Origin of the sequence: Streptomyces sp. NPDC088197 (assembly GCF_044741185.1) — a bacterium.
Lineage (GTDB): Bacteria > Actinomycetota > Actinomycetes > Streptomycetales > Streptomycetaceae > Actinacidiphila.
Map to the genome: position 1 here is coordinate 444,397 of NZ_JBIUSD010000004.1, position 20,707 is coordinate 465,103.

Here is a 20,707-nt window from a genome sequence, read left to right on the forward strand (position 1 = left end):
CGGGAGGCGGTCCCGGTCGGGCGCCGCTCCTAGCCGCGAGGTGTGGACAACAGGTGCAGACGGAGGGCGAGTTGGAGTTCCAGCGCCCGGTCGGGGGCGTTCCAGTCGGGACCGAGCAGGGCCTGGACGCGGTCGAGGCGCTGGACGACGGTGTTGACGTGCAGGTGGAGTTCGTCCTTGGTACGGGTGAGGGTGCCGCCGCAGGCGAAGTAGGCGCCGAGGGTACGGACCAGTTCCGTGCCGCGTCGCGCGTCGTAGTCGAGGAGTGGTCCCAGCGTCGCGGTGACGTAGGAGTCGACGTCCCGTTCGTTGCCCAACAGCACGCCGAGGAAGCCGAGTTCGTCGGCGCTCGCGCCGTCGCCAACGCGGCCGAGCGACTGGAGGGCGCGCAGGCAGCGCAGCGCCTCGGCGTGGGCGTCGGCCAGGGCCCGCGGTCCCGCGGCCGGTCCGCCCGCGGCGACCGTGACGGGCGCGCCCACCAGGTGGCCGAGCTGGGCGACGGCGGCCCTGGCGGCCTCGCCGGGCGGTGCGCCGTCGTACGGGAGGAGCAGGACGACGGTGCCGGACTGCTCGGCGCTGATGCCGTCGCCGCCGAAGAGGTACTGGACGGCGGCGCCCGGCAGTTTGTCGTGGCAGGCGGTGACGGTCTCGGCGACGAGCAGCAGGCACGGCCGGTCGAGGTCGACACCGAGCCTGCGACCGCGCACGACGAGACCGGCCGGGTCGCGCCCCGCCGCGGTCAGCAGGTCGGTGATCAGCTCGCCGCGCACCCGGTTCTCGGTCTCCGCGACGGAGCGGCTGAGCAGCAGCAGGAGCGCGGTGACGACCCCGGGGCGCTCGAACAGCCGCCGGTCGGAGTCGTCGAGCCGTTCGCGCCCGTACAGCACGAGGCTGCCGAGGAGTTCCTGTCCCGCGAGCACGGCGCAGGTCCAGCGGCCGTCGCGGAACACCGCGCGGGCCGCTGCGTGCGAGTCGGCGGCATGCCTGACCAGGGCCGCCGGCTGCGGGGGCAGACCGTCGAAGTCGCCGCCGCCGCGCCCGACGGCGGCCAGCCGTCGGCCCTCCGGGTCGTGGATGGTGAGGGCGCCGTCCAGCAGTCCCGCGACGGCGGCGGCCACTTCCGACAGGTCGCCGCCGCGCAGCACCAGGTCGGTGAGCCGGTCGTGCGCCTCCTCGGCGCGCTGCATCGCGGCGGCGTGCTCGCGGATCACGGCGCCCGCCTCGGCGAGGTCGGTGATGGCCTTGGCGGTGTCGATGGCGATGGCGGCGTGCGCGGCCAGTGAGCACAGCAGCGCGACCTCGTCGGGCGAGAAGGGGCGGGGGGTGCGGTCGGCGGCGAAGAGCACCCCGATCACGTCGCTGCCGACGGCGCCGCCCGCGTGACCGCCCGCGCCGCGCGACCCGAGCAGCAGCGGCACCCCCAGGATGCCGACCAGGCCCTCGTCCAGCACGCCCTCGTCGATCGAGCCGGTGTGCCGGAAGCGCTCGTCGGTGCGGTAGTCGGGGGTCGCGTACGGGCGGGCGGTCAGCGCGACCAGACCGCCGAGACCGTCGCCGTACGACAGCCGGAGGTTCTGGAAGAGCGGTGAGACCGAGCCGTCGGTGACCCGCATGTACGTGTCGCCCGCCTCCTCGTCACGCAGCGTCAGATACGCGGTGTCCGTGCCGAGCAGCATCCTGGCCCTGCGCACGATGGACTGGAGGACGGCGTCGAGGTCGCGGAGCGCGGCCAGGTCGCTCGCGGTGTCGAAGAGCGCGGCGAGTTCGGTCTCGCGGCGGCGGTGCTGCCGCAGCACCCGGCGGACCCGCAGCGCGATCCCGGTGGCCTGTTCCAGCTCCGACAGGTCGGACGCGCCCGCCCCGTTGATCCTCGCCTGCGCGGCGACCGCCCCGAAGTCCTCCGCGGGCGCGTCGGCCGCGACCATTTCGAGCAGCCGACGCATATGGCGGGCGATGGGCGCGGGCTCGGCCGCGGGCCCGAGGGCGGGTGCCGGTGCCGGTGCCGCTACGGACTCGGGCGCCGGTACGGCTGCGGGTTCTGCGGATTCTGCGGACATCAGGGGTCACCGTGCCGGAGGGACGAAGAACGGTCCGTGCGGCGCGGCGGTCGGGACCGTCGCGCCGCACGGCTGGTGCGACGGACGCGCGGTGGGGCTCGCCGCCCCGCCGGGACGGGACGACGGCCGCCGCAGACGCCGACCCTATCGACCGGCCGCAGTAAAACGCGAGGTCAGTGGCCGGATCAGTAGCCGGATCGACGGCCGGATCAGTGGGCCGCCCGGTGGCTGGCTCGTGGTCGGCCCGTGGCTGGCCCGACGGTCGGCTCGGTGCGCGCGGGTCAGTGGGCGGTCCACCCGCCGTCCAGCGGCAGCGAGGCCCCGGTGATGTAGCCGGTGTGCGGGGAGCAGAACCACAGGGCCGCCGCCGCGACCTCCACCGGCTCGATCAGCCGCTTGATCGCGGTGCGCTCCAGCATCACCCGGGTCACCACGTCCGCCTCGGGGATGCCGTGCGCGACGGCCTGGGTGGCGATCTGGTCCTCGACGAGCGGGGTGCGGACATAGCCGGGGTTGATGCAGTTGCTGGTCACGCCGTGCGGCGCGGCTTCGAGCGCGACGGTCTTGCTGAGCCCTTCGAGCGCGTGCTTGGCGACGACGTACGCGGACTTGTACGGGCTGGCGCGCAGGCCGTGCACCGACGAGATGTTGACCACCCGGCCCCAGCCGCCCGCGTACATGTGCGGCAGGGTGCGGCGCAGGATCCGGAACGGCGCCTCGACCATCACCCGCTGGATCAACGCGAAGCGCTCCGGGGGGAATTCGTGGACGGGCGCGATGTGTTGAAGGCCCGCGTTGTTGACCACGATGTCGGCGTCGTCGGGCAGCGCGTCCACGGCGGCGGGGTCGGCGAGGTCGGTGACGCAGCAGGTGCCGCCGATCTCCGCCGCCACTTCCTTGGCCGCGTCCGCCGCGATGTCCACCACGTAGACGGCGGCGCCCGCCTCGGCGAGGGCCACCGCGCAGGCCCGTCCGATACCGCTGGCGGCTCCGGTGACCAGGGCGGTCCGCCCGGCCAGGAACCGCGCGCCGGGCGGGTCGTCGGGGGTGACTGCGGCGGGCGGCGCAGCGGGCGGCCCCTCGGCGCCGGGGCTCTGAGTGCTCTCCATGGCCGCCACGCTAGAAACGATGCGGGGGCCCGCACACGTGGCCGGTGACCATACTTCCCCATCCCGAGGTGGCGTCCGCAGCCATGTCGCGCGGGCCCTCCAGGGCCCATGCCGGTACGGCCGCGCGGCGCGGGCGGCGGCCGGTCGGCCGCGCCGCCGGGCGCACCGCGGCGCGGCGGACGCAATGGCGGCGGCCCCCACTTCCGCCGCGCAGGGGTGGCGGTCCTTCACGTGTCTGGGGCCGCCGCGGCGGTTCTACCGTCCAGCCGACACGTGGTCCCCGTCACATCAGGAACGCCCCCTACCGCTGTCGTCCGACGTGCCGGTGTCCGCCGACCGTGAGCCGCCCCCCGTCCCGAGGAGTCCGCATGCCCCCCAACCCGCCGCCCGGCAGCGCCCGTTCGCCCCTCCCCCGTACCGCCCGCGCCGTGACCACCGCGCTCCTCGGTGTCCTCGCCCTGCTCACCGCCTGCCTCGGCGCGGTCGTCACCGCCGGTCCGGCCGCCGCGGCCGGTCTCACCCAGGTCTCGTCCTTCGGCTCCAACCCCGGCAATCTGGCGATGTACGAGTACGCACCCGCCGGTCTGCCCGCGAACACGCCCGTCGTGGTCGCGCTGCACGGCTGCGGGCAGAGCGCGAGCGACTACTTCGCCAACTCCGGCTGGCAGAAGTACGCCGACCTGTGGGGCTTCGCGCTCGTGCTGCCGCAGACCAGCTCGGCCAACAACTCGCTGTCCTGCTTCAGTTGGTTCGACCCCGCGAAGGACACCCGCGGCAAGGGCGAGGCGGCGTCCGTCGTGTCGATGGTCGGCCACGCCGTCACGCAGTACGGCTCGGACAGCCGTCGCGTGTACGTCACCGGCCTGTCGGCGGGCGGCGGCATGACCGCCGACCTGCTGGCGGACTACCCGGACGTCTTCGCGGGCGGCTCGGTGGACTCGGGGCTGCCCGCGCAGTGCGCCACCAGTCAGACGGCGGCCTCCGGTTGCCAGTACGGCAGCCTCAATCTCACCCCGGCGCAGTGGGGCGACAAGGTCCGCGCCTCCTACCCCGGTTACACCGGGCCGTGGCCGCGGGTGGCGATCTGGCAGGGCGCCTCCGACTACACGGTCTACCCGGTCAACGCCACCGAACTGCGCGACCAGTGGACCAATGTGTGGGGCATCGGCCAGACCCCGTCGAGCACCCAGAGCCTGCCCGGCAACACCACGCTGACCACGTACAACGACGCTTCCGGCAAGCCCGCGGTGCAGATGTACTCGATCGCCGGCATGGGGCACGGTCTGGCCGTCGACCCCGGCTCGGGCACCGAGCAGTGCGGCGCTACCGGCGCGTACTACCTCGACACGATCTGCTCCAGCTACTACACCGCCCGTTTCTGGGGCCTGGACTCCGGTTCCGGCGGCGGCACGGGCGCGCTGCCCGCGCCCACCGGGCTGAAGGTCACCGGCACCACCGACACGACGGCGAGCCTGAGTTGGGCGGCAGTGACCGGGGCCGCCTCGTACACCGTCTACCGCGCCGGGACCAAGGTCGGCACCAGCACCTCGGCCGCGTACACCGACAGCAATCTGACGGCGGGGACTTCGTACGCCTACACCGTCGCCGCGGTCGACTCGGCCGGGACGGTCGGCGCCGCGTCCGGCGCGGTCACGGCGACCACCACCGGGTCGGGCGGCGGCGGTTCCGGGCAGTGCTTCACCGCCACCAACTACGCCCAGGTGGCGGCGGGCCGCGCCCATCAGAGCGGCGGATACGCGTACGCCAACGGCTCCAACCAGAACATGGGGCTGTGGAATGTCTTCGTCACGCACACCTTGAAGGAGACAGCGGCCGGTTACTACGTGATCGCCGACAGCGGCTGCTCGGCCTGACCCCGGCCGCGCCCCGGCCCGCGGCACCGACCGGGTGCGGACCCCGTACCGGTCAGGTGCTGCGGGCTAGCACCAGCCGACAGCGCGGGCTGCCGTCCGGGCGGCGGCCGAACTCCTCAAGTGCCGTGTGGGTCACGGTGAATCCGGCCCCCGCGAGGTCGTCGAGCACCCCGCGCAGCGGGAACGTCCGGTAGTACATGACGAATTGCGGGCGCCAGACCAGATTGCGCACCCGCATCCCGGCGTCGAAGCCCCACAGTGCCCAGTACAGGGCCGAGTCGACGGGCGGCGGCGCGGTGACCGGGAAGGCGAAGAGCCCGCCGGGGCGCAGCGCGCGGCGCACCTCGGCGAACAGCCGGGGGCGTTCGGCGGGCAGGAAGTGCCCGAAGGCGCCGAAGCTGACGGCGAGGTCGAACTCCGCGTCGAAGGGCAGCGCGCGGACGTCGGCGCGGACCCACTCCGGCTCCGGTCCTTCGGCGGTGTCCCGGCCGGTGTACGCGGCGCGCGCGGCGGCCAGCATCCCCGCGCTGAAGTCCACGCCGGTGACGCGTTTCCCGCACAGCGACCGCAGCGTCCCGACGCCCGCGCCCGTACCGCAGCAGACGTCGAGTCCCGCGTCGAAGGGCCCGAGCGGCGCGAGAGCGCCCGCCACCGCGTCGAGGAAGGCATCGGGCGTGCGGAACGGTGTGTGGTCGAACTTCGGCGCGAGCAGGTCGTAGCCGCGGTCGACGGAGGAGAGCGCCTGCACCGCCAACTCGCGGAGGCTCGGCCCCTGATCGGAGAACATCCGGCCACCTTAGGCCGTGCGAAGCCGCGCGACGCCGTGTCGCGGCGAACGCCCGGCCCGCCGCCCGGGTGCATCGGGGAGGCGACGGCAGGCCGGCGCGGACGGGCCCTCGGGGCGGCGTTCCCGCCGTTTATTCCCGGCGGGGGCGAAGTGAGGTGTGCATTACACCTGACCTCCACGAAACGGAAGCGTCATTCCTGATGCGATATTCTGCTGGCTTAACGGAATGTTCGTTCCGGTTCAAGCTTGAGGAGTTCCATGGCGTCCGAGACCCGGCGACCGCACCACCAGGTCACGTTCGCGGTCCTGGCGGCGGGTGTCGCCGCCTACGCGCTGTTGCAGTCCCTGGTCACCCCCGTCCTGCCGACGATCCAGGAGAGCCTGCACACCAACCAGAACACCGTCACCTGGGTGCTGACCGCCTACCTTCTGTCGGCGTCGATATTCACCCCGATCATGGGCCGCGTCGGCGACATGATCGGCAAGGAACGCGTCTTCGTGGCGACGATGTCCGCCCTCGCGGTCGGCTCGCTGCTGGCCGCGCTCGCGTCCAACGTGCAGGTGATGATCATCGCCCGCGTGATCCAGGGCATCGGCGGCGGTGTGCTGCCGCTGGCCTTCGGCATCATCCGCGACGAGTTCCCGCGCGAGAAGCTGAACGGCGCGGTCGGCGCCATCGCCTCGCTGATCGCGGTCGGCTCCGGCCTCGGCATCGTCCTCGCGGGACCCATCGTCAGCGTGCTGGACTACCACTGGCTGTTCTGGCTGCCGATGATCATGACGATCCTCGCGGCCGTGGCCGCGCACTTCTTCGTCCCCGAGTCCCCGATCCGCACACCGGGACGCATCAGTTGGCTGCCCGCCGTGCTGCTCTCCGGCTGGCTGGTCGCCCTGCTGGTCGCGCTGAGTCAGGCGTCGGTGTGGGGCTGGGCCTCCGGCAAGGTGATCGGCCTGCTGATCGCCGCCGTCGTCCTGGCCGTCGCCTGGGTGCAGGTCGAACTGCGCTCCGCCGTACCGCTGATCGACATGAAGATGATGCGGCTGCCCGCGGTGTGGACCAACAACCTGGTCGCGCTGCTCTTCGGTGTCGGTATGTACGCGACCTTCGCCTTCCTCACCGAATTCGTGCAGACCCCGAAGTCCACCGGGTACGGCTTCGGATCGAGCATCACCGAGTCCGGCCTGATCCTGCTGCCGATGTCGGTGACCATGTTCGCCGTCGGCCTGGGCGCGAGCCGTCTCGCCCAGCGGATCGGCGGCAAGATCGTCGTCCTGCTCGGCTCGCTGATCGGCACCGTCTCGCTGGCGATGATCGCCTTCGCGCACGGCGCGACCTGGGAGCTGTACATCGCCACCGGCGTGATGGGCGTCGGCTTCGGCCTGGCCTTCTCGGCCATGTCGAGCCTGATCGTCGCCGCGGTGCCGCCGGAGCAGACCGGCGTGGCCAGCGGCATGAACGCCAACATCCGCACCATCGGCGGCTCGATCGGCGCGGCGCTGATGGCCAGCATCGTCACCTCGAACCCGGCCGCCGACGGCCTGCCGCGCGAGTCGGGGTACACCAACGGCTTCGCGATGCTCGGTGTCGCGCTGCTGATCGCGGCCTTCGCCGCGATGCTGATCCCGGTCACCCGGCAGCAGACCAGGCTGGTGGATTTCGCGGACGAGCCCGCGCATCCGGAGTTGGCGGTGGTACCCGGCGGTACGGTCGTGGGTGACAAGCCGGAGTGAGCTCCGGCGTACGAACGGCCGCACCCACCGGGAGTGACGGATGACAGCGCGCGACACGCAGGACCGGCCGATGCGGCGCGATGCCGTACGCAACCAGCAGTTGGTCATCGAGGCCGCGCGTGAGGTCGTCTCCGAATTCGGCACGGAGGCGAGCGTGGAGCTGATCGCCTCGCGCGCGGGGGTGGGCGTCGGTACGGTCTACCGGCGCTTCCCCAACAAGGAGGCGCTGGTCGAGGAGATCGTCGGGCAGATGCTCAGCGAGCTGGTCGCCGAGGCGCGCCGTGCGCTCGCGCTCGGCGACGGCACCGGGCTCGAGGTCTATCTGCGGGCCATGGGCCAGTCGCTGAGCACCCACCGGGGCTACGCGGTCAAGGCGGTCGGCCACTCCAAGGCGGCCTGCGTCGAGCAGTTGCGCGATCTGATCACCGACCTCCTGGCCCAGGCGCAGGAGTTCGGGCGGATCGGTCCCGACATCGTGCTCGGCGACATCATGGCGATCTCGTGGGCGCTGCGCGGCATCGTGGAGACCGCGGGCCCGGTCGCGCCGGAGGCGTGGCAGCGGCATCTGGACATCCACCTCGCGGGGCTGCGTGCCCACGGCACGCCCGCGATCCACGCCCCGGCCACGCGCGAGCAGTTGACGCTCATCAGCAGTGGTGCGGGGCGCGCGAGCTGCGCGCGGGACGCGTAAGCGCCCCTGGCGCGGCCCTCACCTGATGGCGCCGCTCCCCCTCACGCGTCGGCCGACGCGAGGGGGTGGCGGCGCGCGTCGTCAGCGGCGGGTGCCGCACCCCGGGCAGAAGGCGGCGCCCTCGGGGATCGGGGCGCTGCACGAGGCGCAGTTGTCGGGCTGGGCGAGCCGGTGGCCGCAGCCGGAGCAGAAGGCGGCGCCCCGCGTCTCCGTACCGCACTGCGGGCAGACGAGCTGGCGCGCGGCGGTCACGTCGAACGCCTGGCCGCTCTGCTGGCCCACGGTGTAGGCGCGCTCGGAGACCATGTCGTTGAGGCCGCGCTGCTGGGCGGCGAGGGCCTCGGCGGCGGTGTCCGGGGCGCAGGTCAGGCAGATGCCCTGAGCGGCGTTCCAGCAGCGGTTGCAGACGTAGTCGGTGCAGCGCGGGCAGCGGTTGAAGTGGCCCTCGGCGTTGGTGATCGCCCGCTGGAAGGACTTGTCGCGCGCGCTGCCGAAGCCCGCGCCCGCCAGGCCGTCGGCGGCGCTGGACATGCCGTAGCCGCCACGGCCGAGCACGCCGTAGGCCGCGCTGACGCCCTTGCCGAGCCAGCCCGCGACCCGGCCGCTGGTGTACGGCTCGAAGGCCGAGCGCCAGGTGTCCTGGCAGCGCCGGCACGAGAACTCGAACTGGAAGCCCGCTCCCGTGCCGTGCTCCTGGCACAGATCCCGGTAGTTGTTGCTGAAGTAGATCTCGGAACTCATTCCCACGCCTCCACCGCGCGCGCACCTCCGGTCGGGCCCCCTGACCCGCCGGTACCCCCACCAGCACGGACGCCCCGCACCCCACGCCGGTTTCCGAACGCGCCGTCCGGTTCTCACCGGGCCTGTTCGGCGCGCCCTGTACTGCCGCCCGATCCCGGGCAAGGGATACTGTCGCACACCCTGTTCGGTGCACGACACGCTCAACCGGCTCATGCCCGATACAGGGGAGTTGGGGCGGATCCCGGCATTCCGCCCCGGTCGCGGGGGTCAGCCCTGACGGGCCTTGAAGCGGGGGTCCTTGCGGTTGATCACATAGACCTTGCCGCGCCGGCGGACGATCTGGGCGCCCGGACGGCTCTTGAGCGAGCGCAGCGAATTACGGACCTTCATGGGACACCTTCCTGCTCGTACAGTCTCGTACTGTTCGTTGTGTGCATGGCAACGGTGATGCGGCCGGGTTCATTCCGTTCCGCGGACAGGCGGTGCGGACCGCCGTGAGGGGACCGAGATGAGCGACGAACAGCACGGCGGCGGAAGCGGCGACGCGGGCGGTAAGGACGCGGACGCGCCGGACTTCTCCAGCCCCGGTTTCTCCAGTCCGGACTTCTCCAGTCCCGACTTCACGGGCCCCGACGCGCCCGAGATCCACGACTACACCCCGCCCGACTACGTCGTCCCGCCCTTCGAGGGCCCCGACTACGAGGCCGACTCCGCCGACGACCTCGTCCCCCAGGAGGTCGGCATCTCCCCCCACGGCTTCTCCAGCCCCGACTTCTCCAGCCCCGGCTCCATGGCCGAGGACACCCCCGACACCCCACCGGCCCCCGACGAGGACCGCACCCGCTGAGGCGCGCGTCCGTCCTTGATCGGCGAGCGGTACCGGCCGGGACGGCGCACTCTGGGACAAGGGGACAGCCACCCGCGAGGTGAGTCCCATGGCCCGTGTACGACTCCTGCCCGCCACGCTGCTGGTCGCCGTCACGGCGGCCACGGCCGCGGCCTGCGGCAGCACGGACGGCAACTCGTCGGCGGGCGTCACCGTCGCTCCGAGCGCGCCCGGAGCGACGGTGACGACCACCGTGACGACGCCGAATCCGCCGCCTGCGACACCCACGCCCATCCCGACCGCTCCCACGACGACCACCACAGCGACGCCCACCGCCACCGCCACGGACCCGACGACGGTCGTCAGCGACTACTTCGCCGCGATCAACGCCCGCGACTTCGGCCGGGCGTGGGCTCTCGGCGGCAAGAACGTCAGCTCCTCCTACTCGGCCTTCGTCGACGGCTTCTCCTCCACCTCCGAAGACGTCGTGACCGTCCTCGCCAGCACTCCCAGCACTGTCACCGTCCACTTGGACGCCACCCAGACCGACGGCACCGTCAAGTCCTTCGAGGGCACGTACTCCGTCGACGGCGGGCGGATCACCGGGGCCAGTGTCCACGCGGTGCCGGGCTCGGGAGCAGAGACGACCGGTCCGCCCGCGACCACGTACAAGGACTGCACGGACGCGCACGACCACGGCGCGAGCGACATTCCGAGCGGCGATCCGCGCTATCGGCCGAAGCTCGACCGCGATCACGACGGCCTGGCCTGCGAGCCGTCCGAGGGCGCCGCTCCCTGACCTCGCCAGGCCGCCGGGCGCGCTTTCCCGCACGGCTCGTCACGCAACCCCCGCCGACGGCAGGAGAGCGCTCTCTGTCAGTCTTGACACGGGGTCTGCGGGGGACGATCGTCGCTTGCGCAGTCCGCTGTCGGCGCCCCCACGCGTCGTGCGGGCTGTGCGTTCCGTCGCTCTCCCACGCGCTGTCGAGCCGCACACAGGAGTCCCCCCATGCGTCGAACACGTCCTTGGATACGAACGGCGCTGCCCATAGCGGCAGCGCTCTTACTTGTGACCGGAGCAAGCGCTGTCTCCGCGAGCCGAAGTCCCGCGCAGGCCGCCACGCAGCCGTGGATGAACACGGCGCAGACGCCCGCGCAGCGGGCCGACGAACTGCTGGCGGCGATGACGCAGGCGGAGAAGCTGACGATGCTGCACGGCGGGGCGTCGTGCGGGTACGTCGGGTGCGTGGACGGGAACACGCGCCTGGGCATTCCGCCGCTGCACCTTCAGGACGGACCGGTCGGTGCGGGTGACGGCTTCAACGACGTGACGCAGATGGCCGCCCCGGTCGCGGGCGCGGCGAGCTGGGACCCCGCGCTGATGCAGAACTACGGCAAGGTGCTGGGTTCGGAGCAGTGGGGCAAGGGCACCAATGTGGTGCTGGCGCCGACGATCAACATCGTGCGCGACCCGCGCTGGGGCCGCGCCTTCGAGTCGATGGGCGAAGACCCGTATCTGGCGGGCCAGTTGGGCGCCGCCGACATCCAGGGCATCCAGAGCCAGGGCCCGATGGCCCAGGTCAAGCACTATGTGGTCTACAACCAGGAGACCAACCGCAACAACGCCTCGGACAACGCGATCGTCTCCGACCGCGCCATCCGCGAGATCTACACCCCGGCGTTCGAGACGTCGGTCAAGCAGGGCCAGGCCGACTCGGTGATGTGCTCCTACTCGGCGATCAACGGCCCCTTCGCCTGCGAGAACGGCCCGTTGCAGAACGGCCTGCTCAAGGGCGACCTCGGCTTCACCGGCTTCATCACCTCCGACTGGGGCGGCACCCACTCCACGGTCGCCTCGGCCAACAACGGCCTGGACATGGAGATGCCGGGCAAGGACTACTACGGCACCGCGCTGACCAACGCGGTGAACAACGGCCAGGTCTCGCAGGCCACGATCGACGACCATGTGCGCCGCATCCTGCTGTCGATGTTCCGCCAGGGCCTGTTCGACAACCCCAACAACGGCTCCACGAACGCGGTCGTGACCTCCCCCGCGCACGCGGCGATCTCGCAGCAGGTCGCCGAGGAGGGCAGCGTCCTGCTGAAGAACGGCTCCTCGGTGCTGCCGGTCGCCTCGTCGGTCAAGTCCATGGCCGTGATCGGTGACGACGCGGGCACCGGCGCGATGACGCAGGGCGGCGGCAGCGCGGGCGTGAACGCGCCGCATGTGATCACGCCGTACCAGGGCCTCAAGTCCCGTGCGGGCAGCGGCACCACGGTGGCGTACGCGCAGGGCGTCGCGTCGGCGAACGGTTCGCTGTCGCCGGTCGGCAGTACGTATCTCAAGCCGTCGCAGGGCACCGGCAGCGGCCTGTACGGCGAGTACCACAACAGCAAGGACCTGTCGGGCGCGGTGGTGGCGAGCCGGGTGGACTCGACTGTCGACAACGTGTGGGGCGGCCAGTCCCCGGCCCCCGGGGTCAACACCACCAACTGGTCGGCGAAGTGGACCGGCACGCTGACCCCGCCGACCACCGGCACGTACACCTTCTCGCTCAACAGCGACGACGGCAGCAGGCTGTTCGTCAACGGCCAGCAGATCATCAACAACTGGTTCGACCAGGGTCCGACCACCCGGACGGGCACGATCAGTCTGACGGCCAATCAGCCGGTGAGCATCGAGGTGGACTACTACCAGGCGGGCGGCGGCAGCAACGCCACGCTCGGCTGGCAGATTCCGGGCCTGTCGCTGCACGACCAGGCGGTCGCGACGGCGCGCTCCTCGGACCTCGCGGTGGTCTTCGTGAGCAACTTCGAGTCCGAGGGCGGCGACCTGTCGTCCATCGACCTGTCCTCCGCGCAGAATCAGCTCGTCACCGATGTGGCGGCGGCCAACCCCAACACGGTCGTGGTCGTCAACAGCGGTTCGGCGGTGACGATGCCGTGGGCCAACGCGGTGCGGGGCATCGTCGAGAACTGGTATCCGGGCCAGGAGGACGGCACGGCCATCGCCCGGCTGCTGTACGGCGACACGAATTTCTCCGGCAAGCTGCCGGTGACCTTCCCCGCCTCGATCGCCGACGTCCCGGCGCACACCACCGCGCAGTGGCCCGGCCAGAACAACACGGTGCAGTACAGCGAGGGCGTGAACGTCGGCTACCGCTGGTACGACTCGCAGAACAAGACCCCGGCCTACCCGTTCGGCTTCGGCCTGTCCTACACGACCTTCGGCTACTCGGGCCTGACGGTCGGCGCGCCCGACGCGAACGGCAACGTCGCGGTCGGCTTCGACGTCACCAACACCGGCACACGAGCGGGCGCCGAGGTCGCCCAGGTCTACGTCGGACAGCCCGCCACGACGGGTGAACCGCCCAAGAGTCTGCGGGGCTTCCAGCGGGTCAGCCTCAACCCCGGCCAGAGCCAGCACGTCTCGGTCACCCTGGACGCGCGCAGCTTCCAGTACTGGACGAACGCCTGGACCAACGCGGCCGGCACCAACGCCGTCTACGTCGGTTCGTCGTCCCGCGACATCCGCCTCACCGGCCAGACCACCATCCCCGCGGGCAACGGCGGCGGCGGTCACTCCCTGCTGTCGCGTACGGGGTGGACGGCGTCCGCCTCGGCGACCGGCGGCGGTGACGTGGCCGCGCGGATGCTGGACGGGGACTCGTCGACGCGCTGGAGCACCGGCACGCCGATGGTCAACGGCCAGACGGTGACCGTCGACATGGGCGCGTCGCACACCGTCGACCAGATCACGATGGACTCGGCGGGCAGCGCGAGCGACTACGCCCGCGGCTATCAGGTCGCGCTGTCGGCCAACGGCACCACCTGGAGCGCCCCGGTGGCCACCGGCACGGGTTCCGCCGCGCTGGTCACGGCGTCGTTCCCCGCGCAGGCCGCCCGCTACATCCGGGTGACCCAGACCGGCAGCGCCGCGTCCTGGTGGTCGATCGCGGAGTTCAACGCGTACGGGTAGCCGACGCGTACGAGTGACTCGCCGGTGGGCATCCGGCGGTGACCGGCCGGGGCGTGCGCACACACGCCCCGGCCGGTCCGCGTCAGCCCGCCGCCCGCGCGCCGTCGGTGTCCTTGAGCGCGACCGCCGCCGTCCGCACCACGGCCTCGGCGACGGCGGCCAGCGCCGGGGAGTCGAGCTTCCACTGCTGCCAGTAGAGGGGGACGTCGACGGGCCGTTCGAAGGCGAGGTCGACCAGCGTCCCGTCCCTGCGGTGCCCCACGGCCTGCACCTCGGGGATCATGCCCCAGCCGAGCCCCGCCGCGACGGCCGTCACGAAGGAGTCGGAGGAGGGGACGTAGTGCCGGGCGCGCCGGGTGACCTGGGTGTTCGCGGCGCGGCCCGCGACCGGGGTGTTCGCGGCGCGGGGAGGCGCGAGGGCGCGCAGGAAGCGGTCCTGGAGGTCGTCCTTGCGGTCGAAGTCCACCAGCGGCGCGTTCGGCAGCGCCTCCCGCAGCGGCGCCCCCGACAGCCACCGCGCGTGGAAGGCGGGCGCGGCCATGGCGCGGTACCGCATGCGGCCGAGCGCGCGGACCGTACAGCCCTGCACGGGCTCCGGCGAAGAGGTGACCGCCGCCATCACCAGCCCCTGCCGCAGCCACCCGGCGGTGTGGTCCTGGTCGTCGCAGCGCAGGTCGAAGCAGACCGGCAGCCCCGCCGGGACCTCGGCGAGGGCGGGCAGGAACCAGGTGGCGAGCGAGTCGGCGTTGACCGCGATCGGCAGCGCCGTCGTACCGGCGGTCTCGTCGGACAGCCCCAGTTCGGCGCTGGCGTCCCGCTCCAGCCGGGTCAGCTGGCGTGCGAAACGGACGACGATCTCGCCGGCCTCGGTCAGCCGTACCGGCTTGGTGCGCAGCAGCAGGACGCGTCCGGTGCGCTGTTCCAGCGCCTTGACGCGCTGGCTGACCGCGGACGGCGTGACGTGCAGGGTCTGCGCCGCGGCCTCGAAGGTGCCCTCGTCGACGGCGGCGAGCAGCGTGCGGACCTGGTCCAGCGGGAGATCGATCATCACGATCCCTTATGCTACCTAAGAATCATTAGCTGGATTGATGACACTGGCTCTCCTAGCCTCGTCACCATGCACGCAGCCCTTCTCGCGGCTCTGGCGGGTCTCGGTACCGGCCTGTCGCTCATCGTCGCCATCGGCGCCCAGAACGCCTTCGTCCTCCGGCAGGGCATCCGCCGGGAGCACGTCGCCGCGGTCGTCGCGATCTGCGCGCTGTCGGACGCGGCACTGATCACCCTCGGCGTGAGCGGGATCGGCGCCGTGGTGCACGCCTGGCCCTCGGCCGTCACGGTCGCGGCCTGGGTCGGCGGCGCCTTCCTGGTCGGCTACGGCGTGCTCGCCGCCCGCCGCGCGCTGCGCCCGGAACACCTCGACCCGGCGGGCGCGAGCGGCGGCACCCTGCGCGCGGCCGTCCTCACCTGCCTCGCCATGACCTGGCTCAATCCGCATGTGTACCTGGACACCGTGCTCCTGCTGGGGTCGGTGGCCAACGGGTACGGCGGTGGCCGCTGGCCGTTCGCCGTCGGCGCCGCTTCGGGCAGCGTCCTGTGGTTCGGCGCGCTCGGCTTCGGCGCCCGGCTGCTGCGGCGGCCGTTCTCCCGGCCCGGCTCCTGGCGGGTCCTCGACGGGGTCATCGCCGTCACGATGGTGACGCTGGGCGTGGTGATGGTGGTGCGGCTCTGAGGAACCGCCGGTGACCGCGGCCGATGCCCCGGCCCGTCCTCAGCCCCACATCCCCTCCCACACCCGCCCCTGCGCGGTCGGCCGGAAGCCGATCACGGCCGCGTCGTCGCGCCGCGAGTCGGCGGCGGCCAGCAGCCTGGCGCAGAGCGCGGCCAGCGGCACCCCGTCGGACTGCGCCTCCTCCGCGTGCGCGGCCAGATGCGCCATGCCCTCGGTGAGGTCGGTGCCCGGCACCTCGATCAGCCCGTCGGTGTAGAGCAACAGCGTGTCGCCCAGGCGCAGTTCGTGGTGCCAGGTGGCGCGCGGCAGCGCCGGGTCGACGCACAGCGGCAGGTCGGGCCCTTCGCCCTGGAGGAAGCGCGGCGCCCCTGAGACCGGGAGCAGCAGCGGCGGCGGGTGGCCCGCGTTGGACCAGGCCGCGTGCCAGCCGCCGCCCGGCCCCGGCGTGAGCTGTGCGTGGACGGCGGTGACCAGCGGCGCGATGCCCAGGCCGTCGGCGACGCGGTCGAGCCGGGCGAGGCTGTCGGCGGGCGTGCCGGGGTGGACCTGGTCGTAGGCGATGACGCGGAGCATGCTGCGCAGCTGGCTCATCGACGTGGCCGCCTCCAGGTCGTGGCCCGCGATGTCGCCGATGGTGAGGGCGACGGAGCCGTCGGGGAGCAGCAGCGCGTCGTACCAGTCGCCGCCGATCTCGGCGGTCTTGCTGGCGGGCTGGTAGTGCGCGGCCAGTTCGGCGCCCGGCACGCGCGGGGTGGGGGTGAGCAGGGCCCGCTGGAGGGTGAGGGCGGTGTGCCGGGTGCGCTGGAGCTCCAGCGCCTGCCGCAGCGGGTCGCGCACCTCGTGCAGGATCTCGCCGAGCAGCGCGAGGTCGGCGGGGCCCGGCGGCGGGCTGTCGGCGCAGGCCGCCGCGACGGCGAAGGCGACCACGGCCGCGTCGATGACGATCGGCACGATGGTGAGGCTGGTGGCCCTGACCTTGCGCAGCCAGGCGGTGGACGCGTCGGGGACGATGCCGGGCGGCGGTTCGCCGCTGGGGAAGGTCACCAGCCGGGGCCTGCGGCTCTCGATCACCTGCTGGACGACCGGGCCGACCTGGTACGGCTGGTCGTTCAGCGGCGGCAGGTCGGGCAGTCCCGCCCTGGCCGTCTCGGCGATCCGGGTGGCGGTGGCCGCCCCGCCGGGACCGGGAGGCAGCCCCACGGCGGGCAGCAGGAACACCACGCAGGCGTCGGTCAGCTCCGGTACGACCGCCGAGGCCGTCGCGGCGAACGCCTGGGCCACGTCCTGCGCGGCGGTGACGGTGGCGACCCGGGCCAGCAGCCGCTCGCGCAGCCGGTTGCGCCACTGGTCCTCGACGTCGGAGGTGGTGCCGATCCACTCGACGGTCTCGCCGTCGCGCACGACCGGCACCGCCCGCGACTGCACGCGCCGGTACGCGCCGGTCGCCGTACGCATCCGGAAGGTGCACACGAACATCGTGGCCGGCCCGGTCGCCGCCTCCTGGAAGGTCTGGAGGAGCCCGGCGCGGTCGTGCGGGTGCACCGACTCCAGCCACACCTCGTCGATCCTGGACCGCCACGGCAGCCCCGTGAACTCCTCGAAGCCGCCGACCAGCTCGGTGATCGCGCCGTCGGGCCGCATCAGCCAGACGATCTGCGAGACGGCCGACATCAGCGCCTCGTAGCGCTGCAACGCCTGGTGGCGCTCCTCCGACAGCTCCTCGGCCCGCTCGGCGGCCTCGATGTGCGCGGTGGTGTCGATCGCGACGGTCAGCACGCCGGGGCCGTGCCGGGACACCACGGGCGAGAGGCTGTAGACGAAATGCCGCCGCCCGGGCGCGCCGGGCGTGCTGCCCCGCGTGGTGCGCGGGGTGGTCACCTGGCGCGGCGCCTTGTCGGTGTAGACGACGTCGAGCAGGTCGAGGTACGGCGACTCGTGCGGCTCGTCGAACACCTCGCCCGCCGGGACGCCGAGCGGGCGCGGTCCGAACAGGTCGTGGAAGGCGTCGTTGTAGTACACCAGCCGGTGCTCGGGCCCCGACGTCAGGGCCACGGACACGATGGCACGGTCGAACACCTCGGGCTCCAGCTCGGGGACGCCCATCTCGCGACCGGTACGCCTCATCCCTCGATCATCGCTCGACTGACGCCGACGGGCGCGTCGGGAGCGCCGGGACGAGTACGTACCGGCGGGTACGGAACGCACGCGGCGGGTACGGGGCGCACACCGCGGCTACGGGACGCACGCGCGGACACCTACCGGCGGATACGCGGCGGCCCGTGCGTACGCGCCCGCGGCCCGTACTCGCGCTCAGCGCAGCAGCGGGAGCCTGCCGACCAGCCGGTCCACCGCGTTGCGCGGGCCCACCAGGCTGATCGCGCTGTACGCCACGTCCTCGCCCTTGGTGCCCGCGAGCTGGTCCAGATACTGGTCGTAGACCCGTGAGGTCTGGGCCGCCTCGGGCATGTCGACCACCAGGACACCGTCCTTGGCCGCCGCCTTGCCGCGCAGCTCACGCAGCGTGCCGGCGTCGGCGGCGAGGACGGAGCAGCCCGCCCAGGGCAGGCCGGGGTGCACGCCGCCCGAGGCGTCCTCGCCGCCGCGCCCCACCAGGTCGGGCAGTTCCTTGCCGACCGAGGCGGCCATGCAGGCGGCGGCGTTCACCAGCCGCCCGGCGGGCAGCTCCTCGTCCACGACGATGACCCATTTGAGTTTCGCCTGCCGGGTCGACAGGTCCGTGCGCACGTCCATGCGGCGCCCTCCATCCGATCGGGAATCCGCCGCCTAGACTAGGCACACGTGCCGCCTTCTCTTAGAGCCACCGAACTTCATCAGGCAGATAGGGACTCTCGTGGAATTTGATGCGCTGGACCAGGCTCTGCTGGGGGAATTGCAGCACGACGCACGGCAGACCAACCGCGATCTCGCCGCAAAGACCGGCGTCTCCCCCTCCACCTCGCTCGAACGCGTCAAGCAGCTGCGCGACCGCGGGGTGATCACCGGCTACCACGCGACCCTGGACCTCGAAGCGATCGGCCGCCCGGTGCAGGCGCTGATCGCGGTACGGGTCAGGCCGCCCGCCCGGCCGGTCATCGAGGGCTTCCGCGAGTGGGCCGCCACGCTGCCCGAGGTGATCGGCCTGTTCGTCACCTCGGGCCCGCACGACTTCCTGATCCACATCGCGGTCCCCGACGTGAACGGCGTCTACGCCTTCGTCATCGACCGGCTCACCGAGCGCCGCGAGATCGCCGATGTGCAGACGACGATGGCGTACGAACACGTACAGCGGCACCGCGTCGACCCGGCCGGGCCCGCCGCGCGCTGATCGGGCCCGGCGCGCACCGGCCGCCTCACACCGCGCGGACTCCGGCACGGCGGCGGTGCGGGTGGCGCGGTCCCGGCGCGCCGGGCGCGGCGCGGTTGGCCGCGATCAGGTCGGCGTACCACCGGGCGCTGTCCTTGAGGGTGCGGCGCTGGCTGGCGAAGTCGACGTGCACGATGCCGAAGCGCTTGCTGTAGCCGTAGGACCACTCGAAGTTGTCGAGCAGCGACCAGAGGAAGTAGCCGCGGACGTCCACGCCCGAGCGCACCGCCTCCAGCACGGCGGCCAGATGACCGGCCAGGTAGGCGATCCGCTCGGGGTCGTGGACGGCGCCCGACGGGTCGGCGTAGTCGTGGTAAGCGGCGCCGTTCTCGGTGATCATCAGCGGCACGCGGGGCAGTTCCCTGCCCAGGCGGCGCAGCAGTCCGGTCAGGCCCTCGGCGTCGACCGGCCAGCCCATCGCGGTGCGCGGGCCCTCCGCGGGCAGGAAGCGGACGACGCCGTCGGTGCCCGGCCACGGCGAGGGCTCCGCCGGGGAGGGGCGGCCGGGTACGGCGGAGGGCGAGGCCGCCGCGGCGGCGACCACGGTGGGGCTGTAGTAGTTGAGGCCGAGTACGTCGATCGGCCGGGAGATCTCGGCGAGGTCGCCGTCCCGTACGAACGACCAGTCGGTGAGCGCCGCCGTGTCCTCCATCAGGTCGCGCGGGTAGCGCGCGTGGAAGACCGGGTCGAGGAAGATCCGGTTGGCCAGCGCCTCGATCCTGCGCACCGCGTCCCGGTCGGCCGCGGAGTCGGAACGGCCGCGCACCGCCGCCAGGTTGAGCACCAGCGAGACCGCGGCCGTGTCGGGGAGCAGTGCGCGCAGGGCGCCGACGGCCATGCCGTGCCCGAGGTTGAGGTGGTGCGCGGCGCGCAGCGCGGCGGCCGGGTCGGTCCTGCCGGGCGCGTGCGCGCCGGAGCCGTAGCCCAGAAAGGCGCTGCACCAGGGCTCGTTGAGGGTCGTCCACAGCGGGATGCGGTCCCCCAGCGCCTCGCCGACGAGCTCCGCGTAGTCCGCGAACCGCGCCGCCGTGTCGCGCTCGGGCCAGCCGCCCGCGTCCTCCAGCTCCTGCGGCAGATCCCAGTGGTAGAGCGTGACCACCGGCCGGATTCCCGCCTCCAGCAGCCGGTCGGTGAGCTGCCGGTAGAAGTCCAGGCCGCGCTGCACCGCGGGGCCCCGGCCGGTCGGCTGGACGCGGGGCCAGGACACCGAGAACCGGTAGTCCGTGACGCCGAGTTCGCGCATCAGCTCGACGTCCTCGGGCATCCGGTGCCGGTGGTCGGCGGCGATGTCGCCGGTGTCCCCGTTGCGCACCCGCCCCGGCGTGCTGCTGAAGGTGTCCCAGATCGACGGTGTCCGCCCGTCCTCCGTCGCGCCTCCTTCGATCTGATACGCGGCCGTGGCCGTCCCCCACCGGAATCCGGCCGGGAACCGCAGCTCCTCGGCAGTGGCGTGGTCGTCGACAGCGGTCATCTGGAAGCGCTCCCATGGCGGGTGGGTCGCGGATACGCGACGGTCGGGCGGAACGGGCGGGTTCGGTGCGCCGAGAGTCGGGGGGCCGCTCCGTCTGAGAGCGCTCTCAGGCCACCAGAAGGAGCGTGCCCGCTCCGGCGACCCCTCGTCAAGAGCCGTCGCACGACGAATACGGGAGGAGTGCCGCAATTCGACCCGCGCGGTGGAGTGGTGACGGTCCGTCGGATCCGGCCCCGGCCGAGCGGGACCAGTCCGTCCGACGCGTCTGATCCGGCCGATCCGGTCCGTCGGGTCCGGCCCGGCCGAGCGGGCCCGACTGGTCCGGCCCGTCTGATCCTGTCCGGCCGA

17 protein-coding genes are annotated in these 20,707 nt (G+C 72.7%); 8 read left to right on the forward strand and 9 right to left on the reverse strand.

Annotated elements, in window-relative coordinates; genetic code table 11:
* Positions 1–29: 29 nt before the first annotated feature.
* Both ACIOC1_RS14045 and ACIOC1_RS14050 read right to left on the reverse strand, forming a co-directional pair.
* Positions 30–1,943, reverse strand: coding sequence for a helix-turn-helix domain-containing protein (locus ACIOC1_RS14045; protein WP_401854295.1), 1,914 nt, complete (start codon positions 1,941–1,943; stop codon positions 30–32).
* 395 nt (positions 1,944–2,338) lie between these two features.
* Entirely contained in the window at positions 2,339–3,166 is an 828-nt protein-coding gene (locus ACIOC1_RS14050; protein WP_401854184.1) for a 3-hydroxybutyrate dehydrogenase, read from the reverse strand.
* A gap of 368 nt (positions 3,167–3,534) precedes the next feature.
* Here ACIOC1_RS14050 and ACIOC1_RS14055 point away from each other — a divergent pair, with 368 nt between their 5' ends.
* Positions 3,535–5,040 carry a PHB depolymerase family esterase gene (locus tag ACIOC1_RS14055; protein ID WP_401854187.1) on the forward strand — a complete coding sequence of 502 codons (1,506 nt, stop codon included), beginning with the start codon at positions 3,535–3,537 and terminating at the stop codon, positions 5,038–5,040.
* 52 nt (positions 5,041–5,092) lie between these two features.
* On the opposite strand, the gene ACIOC1_RS14060 is transcribed toward ACIOC1_RS14055, so the two are convergent.
* Complete coding sequence (locus tag ACIOC1_RS14060; RefSeq protein ID WP_401854189.1) at positions 5,093–5,827, reverse strand: class I SAM-dependent methyltransferase; 735 nt, start codon at positions 5,825–5,827, stop codon at positions 5,093–5,095.
* A 258-nt stretch (positions 5,828–6,085) separates the two neighbouring features.
* Here ACIOC1_RS14060 and ACIOC1_RS14065 point away from each other — a divergent pair, with 258 nt between their 5' ends.
* Both ACIOC1_RS14065 and ACIOC1_RS14070 read left to right on the forward strand, forming a co-directional pair.
* Positions 6,086–7,558: an MFS transporter gene (locus ACIOC1_RS14065; protein ID WP_391045579.1), complete on the forward strand. Its 1,473-nt coding sequence runs from the start codon at positions 6,086–6,088 to the stop codon at positions 7,556–7,558.
* A gap of 40 nt (positions 7,559–7,598) precedes the next feature.
* Positions 7,599–8,249 carry a TetR/AcrR family transcriptional regulator gene (locus tag ACIOC1_RS14070; protein ID WP_401854191.1) on the forward strand — a complete coding sequence of 217 codons (651 nt, stop codon included), beginning with the start codon at positions 7,599–7,601 and terminating at the stop codon, positions 8,247–8,249.
* Positions 8,250–8,330: 81 nt separating this feature from the next.
* Here ACIOC1_RS14070 and ACIOC1_RS14075 read toward each other — a convergent pair whose 3' ends face one another.
* Together ACIOC1_RS14075 and ykgO are read right to left on the reverse strand one after the other, a co-directional pair.
* A complete protein-coding gene (locus tag ACIOC1_RS14075) occupies positions 8,331–8,990 on the reverse strand; it encodes a zinc ribbon domain-containing protein (RefSeq protein WP_355345949.1) in 660 nt (219 codons plus the stop codon).
* Positions 8,991–9,257: 267 nt separating this feature from the next.
* Positions 9,258–9,380, reverse strand: coding sequence for a type B 50S ribosomal protein L36 (gene ykgO / locus ACIOC1_RS14080; RefSeq protein WP_188285404.1), 123 nt, complete (start codon positions 9,378–9,380; stop codon positions 9,258–9,260).
* Positions 9,381–9,498: 118 nt separating this feature from the next.
* On the opposite strand from ykgO, the gene ACIOC1_RS14085 reads away from it, so the two are divergent.
* The 3 genes from ACIOC1_RS14085 (at position 9,499) to ACIOC1_RS14095 (ending at position 13,795) form a co-directional block, all read left to right on the forward strand.
* Complete coding sequence (locus ACIOC1_RS14085; protein WP_401722540.1) at positions 9,499–9,837, forward strand: hypothetical protein; 339 nt, start codon at positions 9,499–9,501, stop codon at positions 9,835–9,837.
* 88 nt (positions 9,838–9,925) lie between these two features.
* A complete protein-coding gene (locus tag ACIOC1_RS14090) occupies positions 9,926–10,615 on the forward strand; it encodes an excalibur calcium-binding domain-containing protein (RefSeq protein ID WP_401854194.1) in 690 nt (229 codons plus the stop codon).
* A gap of 333 nt (positions 10,616–10,948) precedes the next feature.
* Positions 10,949–13,795: a glycoside hydrolase family 3 C-terminal domain-containing protein gene (locus tag ACIOC1_RS14095; protein ID WP_401854195.1), complete on the forward strand. Its 2,847-nt coding sequence runs from the start codon at positions 10,949–10,951 to the stop codon at positions 13,793–13,795.
* An 82-nt stretch (positions 13,796–13,877) separates the two neighbouring features.
* Here ACIOC1_RS14095 and ACIOC1_RS14100 read toward each other — a convergent pair whose 3' ends face one another.
* A complete protein-coding gene (locus ACIOC1_RS14100; protein WP_401854298.1) occupies positions 13,878–14,843 on the reverse strand; it encodes a LysR family transcriptional regulator ArgP in 966 nt (321 codons plus the stop codon).
* A 69-nt stretch (positions 14,844–14,912) separates the two neighbouring features.
* On the opposite strand from ACIOC1_RS14100, the gene ACIOC1_RS14105 reads away from it, so the two are divergent.
* Positions 14,913–15,524: a LysE family transporter gene (locus ACIOC1_RS14105; protein WP_391045594.1), complete on the forward strand. Its 612-nt coding sequence runs from the start codon at positions 14,913–14,915 to the stop codon at positions 15,522–15,524.
* 39 nt (positions 15,525–15,563) lie between these two features.
* Here the strand turns inward: ACIOC1_RS14105 and ACIOC1_RS14110 are convergent, their stop codons facing one another.
* Together ACIOC1_RS14110 and ACIOC1_RS14115 are read right to left on the reverse strand one after the other, a co-directional pair.
* A complete protein-coding gene (locus ACIOC1_RS14110; protein ID WP_355345930.1) occupies positions 15,564–17,648 on the reverse strand; it encodes a SpoIIE family protein phosphatase in 2,085 nt (694 codons plus the stop codon).
* Positions 17,649–17,834: 186 nt separating this feature from the next.
* Positions 17,835–18,275, reverse strand: coding sequence for a DUF2000 family protein (locus ACIOC1_RS14115; RefSeq protein WP_391045598.1), 441 nt, complete (start codon positions 18,273–18,275; stop codon positions 17,835–17,837).
* 100 nt (positions 18,276–18,375) lie between these two features.
* Between ACIOC1_RS14115 and ACIOC1_RS14120 the strand changes: the two genes are divergently transcribed.
* Positions 18,376–18,849, forward strand: coding sequence for an Lrp/AsnC family transcriptional regulator (locus ACIOC1_RS14120; RefSeq protein WP_355345924.1), 474 nt, complete (start codon positions 18,376–18,378; stop codon positions 18,847–18,849).
* A 25-nt stretch (positions 18,850–18,874) separates the two neighbouring features.
* Here ACIOC1_RS14120 and ACIOC1_RS14125 read toward each other — a convergent pair whose 3' ends face one another.
* Positions 18,875–20,359: a GH1 family beta-glucosidase gene (locus tag ACIOC1_RS14125; protein ID WP_355345921.1), complete on the reverse strand. Its 1,485-nt coding sequence runs from the start codon at positions 20,357–20,359 to the stop codon at positions 18,875–18,877.
* Positions 20,360–20,707: the final 348 nt, after the last annotated feature.

Coding starts and splice junctions, on each gene's coding strand:
- ACIOC1_RS14100 (WP_401854298.1), bottom strand. CDS start 14,843: ATGATCGATCTCCCGCTGGACCAGGTCCGCACGCTGCTCGCCGCCGTC.
- ACIOC1_RS14075 (WP_355345949.1), bottom strand. CDS start 8,990: ATGAGTTCCGAGATCTACTTCAGCAACAACTACCGGGATCTGTGCCAG.
- ACIOC1_RS14060 (WP_401854189.1), bottom strand. CDS start 5,827: ATGTTCTCCGATCAGGGGCCGAGCCTCCGCGAGTTGGCGGTGCAGGCG.
- ACIOC1_RS14045 (WP_401854295.1), bottom strand. CDS start 1,943: ATGCGTCGGCTGCTCGAAATGGTCGCGGCCGACGCGCCCGCGGAGGAC.
- ACIOC1_RS14115 (WP_391045598.1), bottom strand. CDS start 18,275: ATGGACGTGCGCACGGACCTGTCGACCCGGCAGGCGAAACTCAAATGG.
- ykgO (WP_188285404.1), bottom strand. CDS start 9,380: ATGAAGGTCCGTAATTCGCTGCGCTCGCTCAAGAGCCGTCCGGGCGCC.
- ACIOC1_RS14055 (WP_401854187.1), top strand. CDS start 3,535: ATGCCCCCCAACCCGCCGCCCGGCAGCGCCCGTTCGCCCCTCCCCCGT.
- ACIOC1_RS14050 (WP_401854184.1), bottom strand. CDS start 3,166: ATGGAGAGCACTCAGAGCCCCGGCGCCGAGGGGCCGCCCGCTGCGCCG.
- ACIOC1_RS14110 (WP_355345930.1), bottom strand. CDS start 17,648: ATGAGGCGTACCGGTCGCGAGATGGGCGTCCCCGAGCTGGAGCCCGAG.
- ACIOC1_RS14065 (WP_391045579.1), top strand. CDS start 6,086: ATGGCGTCCGAGACCCGGCGACCGCACCACCAGGTCACGTTCGCGGTC.
- ACIOC1_RS14105 (WP_391045594.1), top strand. CDS start 14,913: ATGCACGCAGCCCTTCTCGCGGCTCTGGCGGGTCTCGGTACCGGCCTG.
- ACIOC1_RS14070 (WP_401854191.1), top strand. CDS start 7,599: ATGACAGCGCGCGACACGCAGGACCGGCCGATGCGGCGCGATGCCGTA.
- ACIOC1_RS14095 (WP_401854195.1), top strand. CDS start 10,949: ATGAACACGGCGCAGACGCCCGCGCAGCGGGCCGACGAACTGCTGGCG.
- ACIOC1_RS14125 (WP_355345921.1), bottom strand. CDS start 20,359: ATGACCGCTGTCGACGACCACGCCACTGCCGAGGAGCTGCGGTTCCCG.
- ACIOC1_RS14085 (WP_401722540.1), top strand. CDS start 9,499: ATGAGCGACGAACAGCACGGCGGCGGAAGCGGCGACGCGGGCGGTAAG.
- ACIOC1_RS14090 (WP_401854194.1), top strand. CDS start 9,926: ATGGCCCGTGTACGACTCCTGCCCGCCACGCTGCTGGTCGCCGTCACG.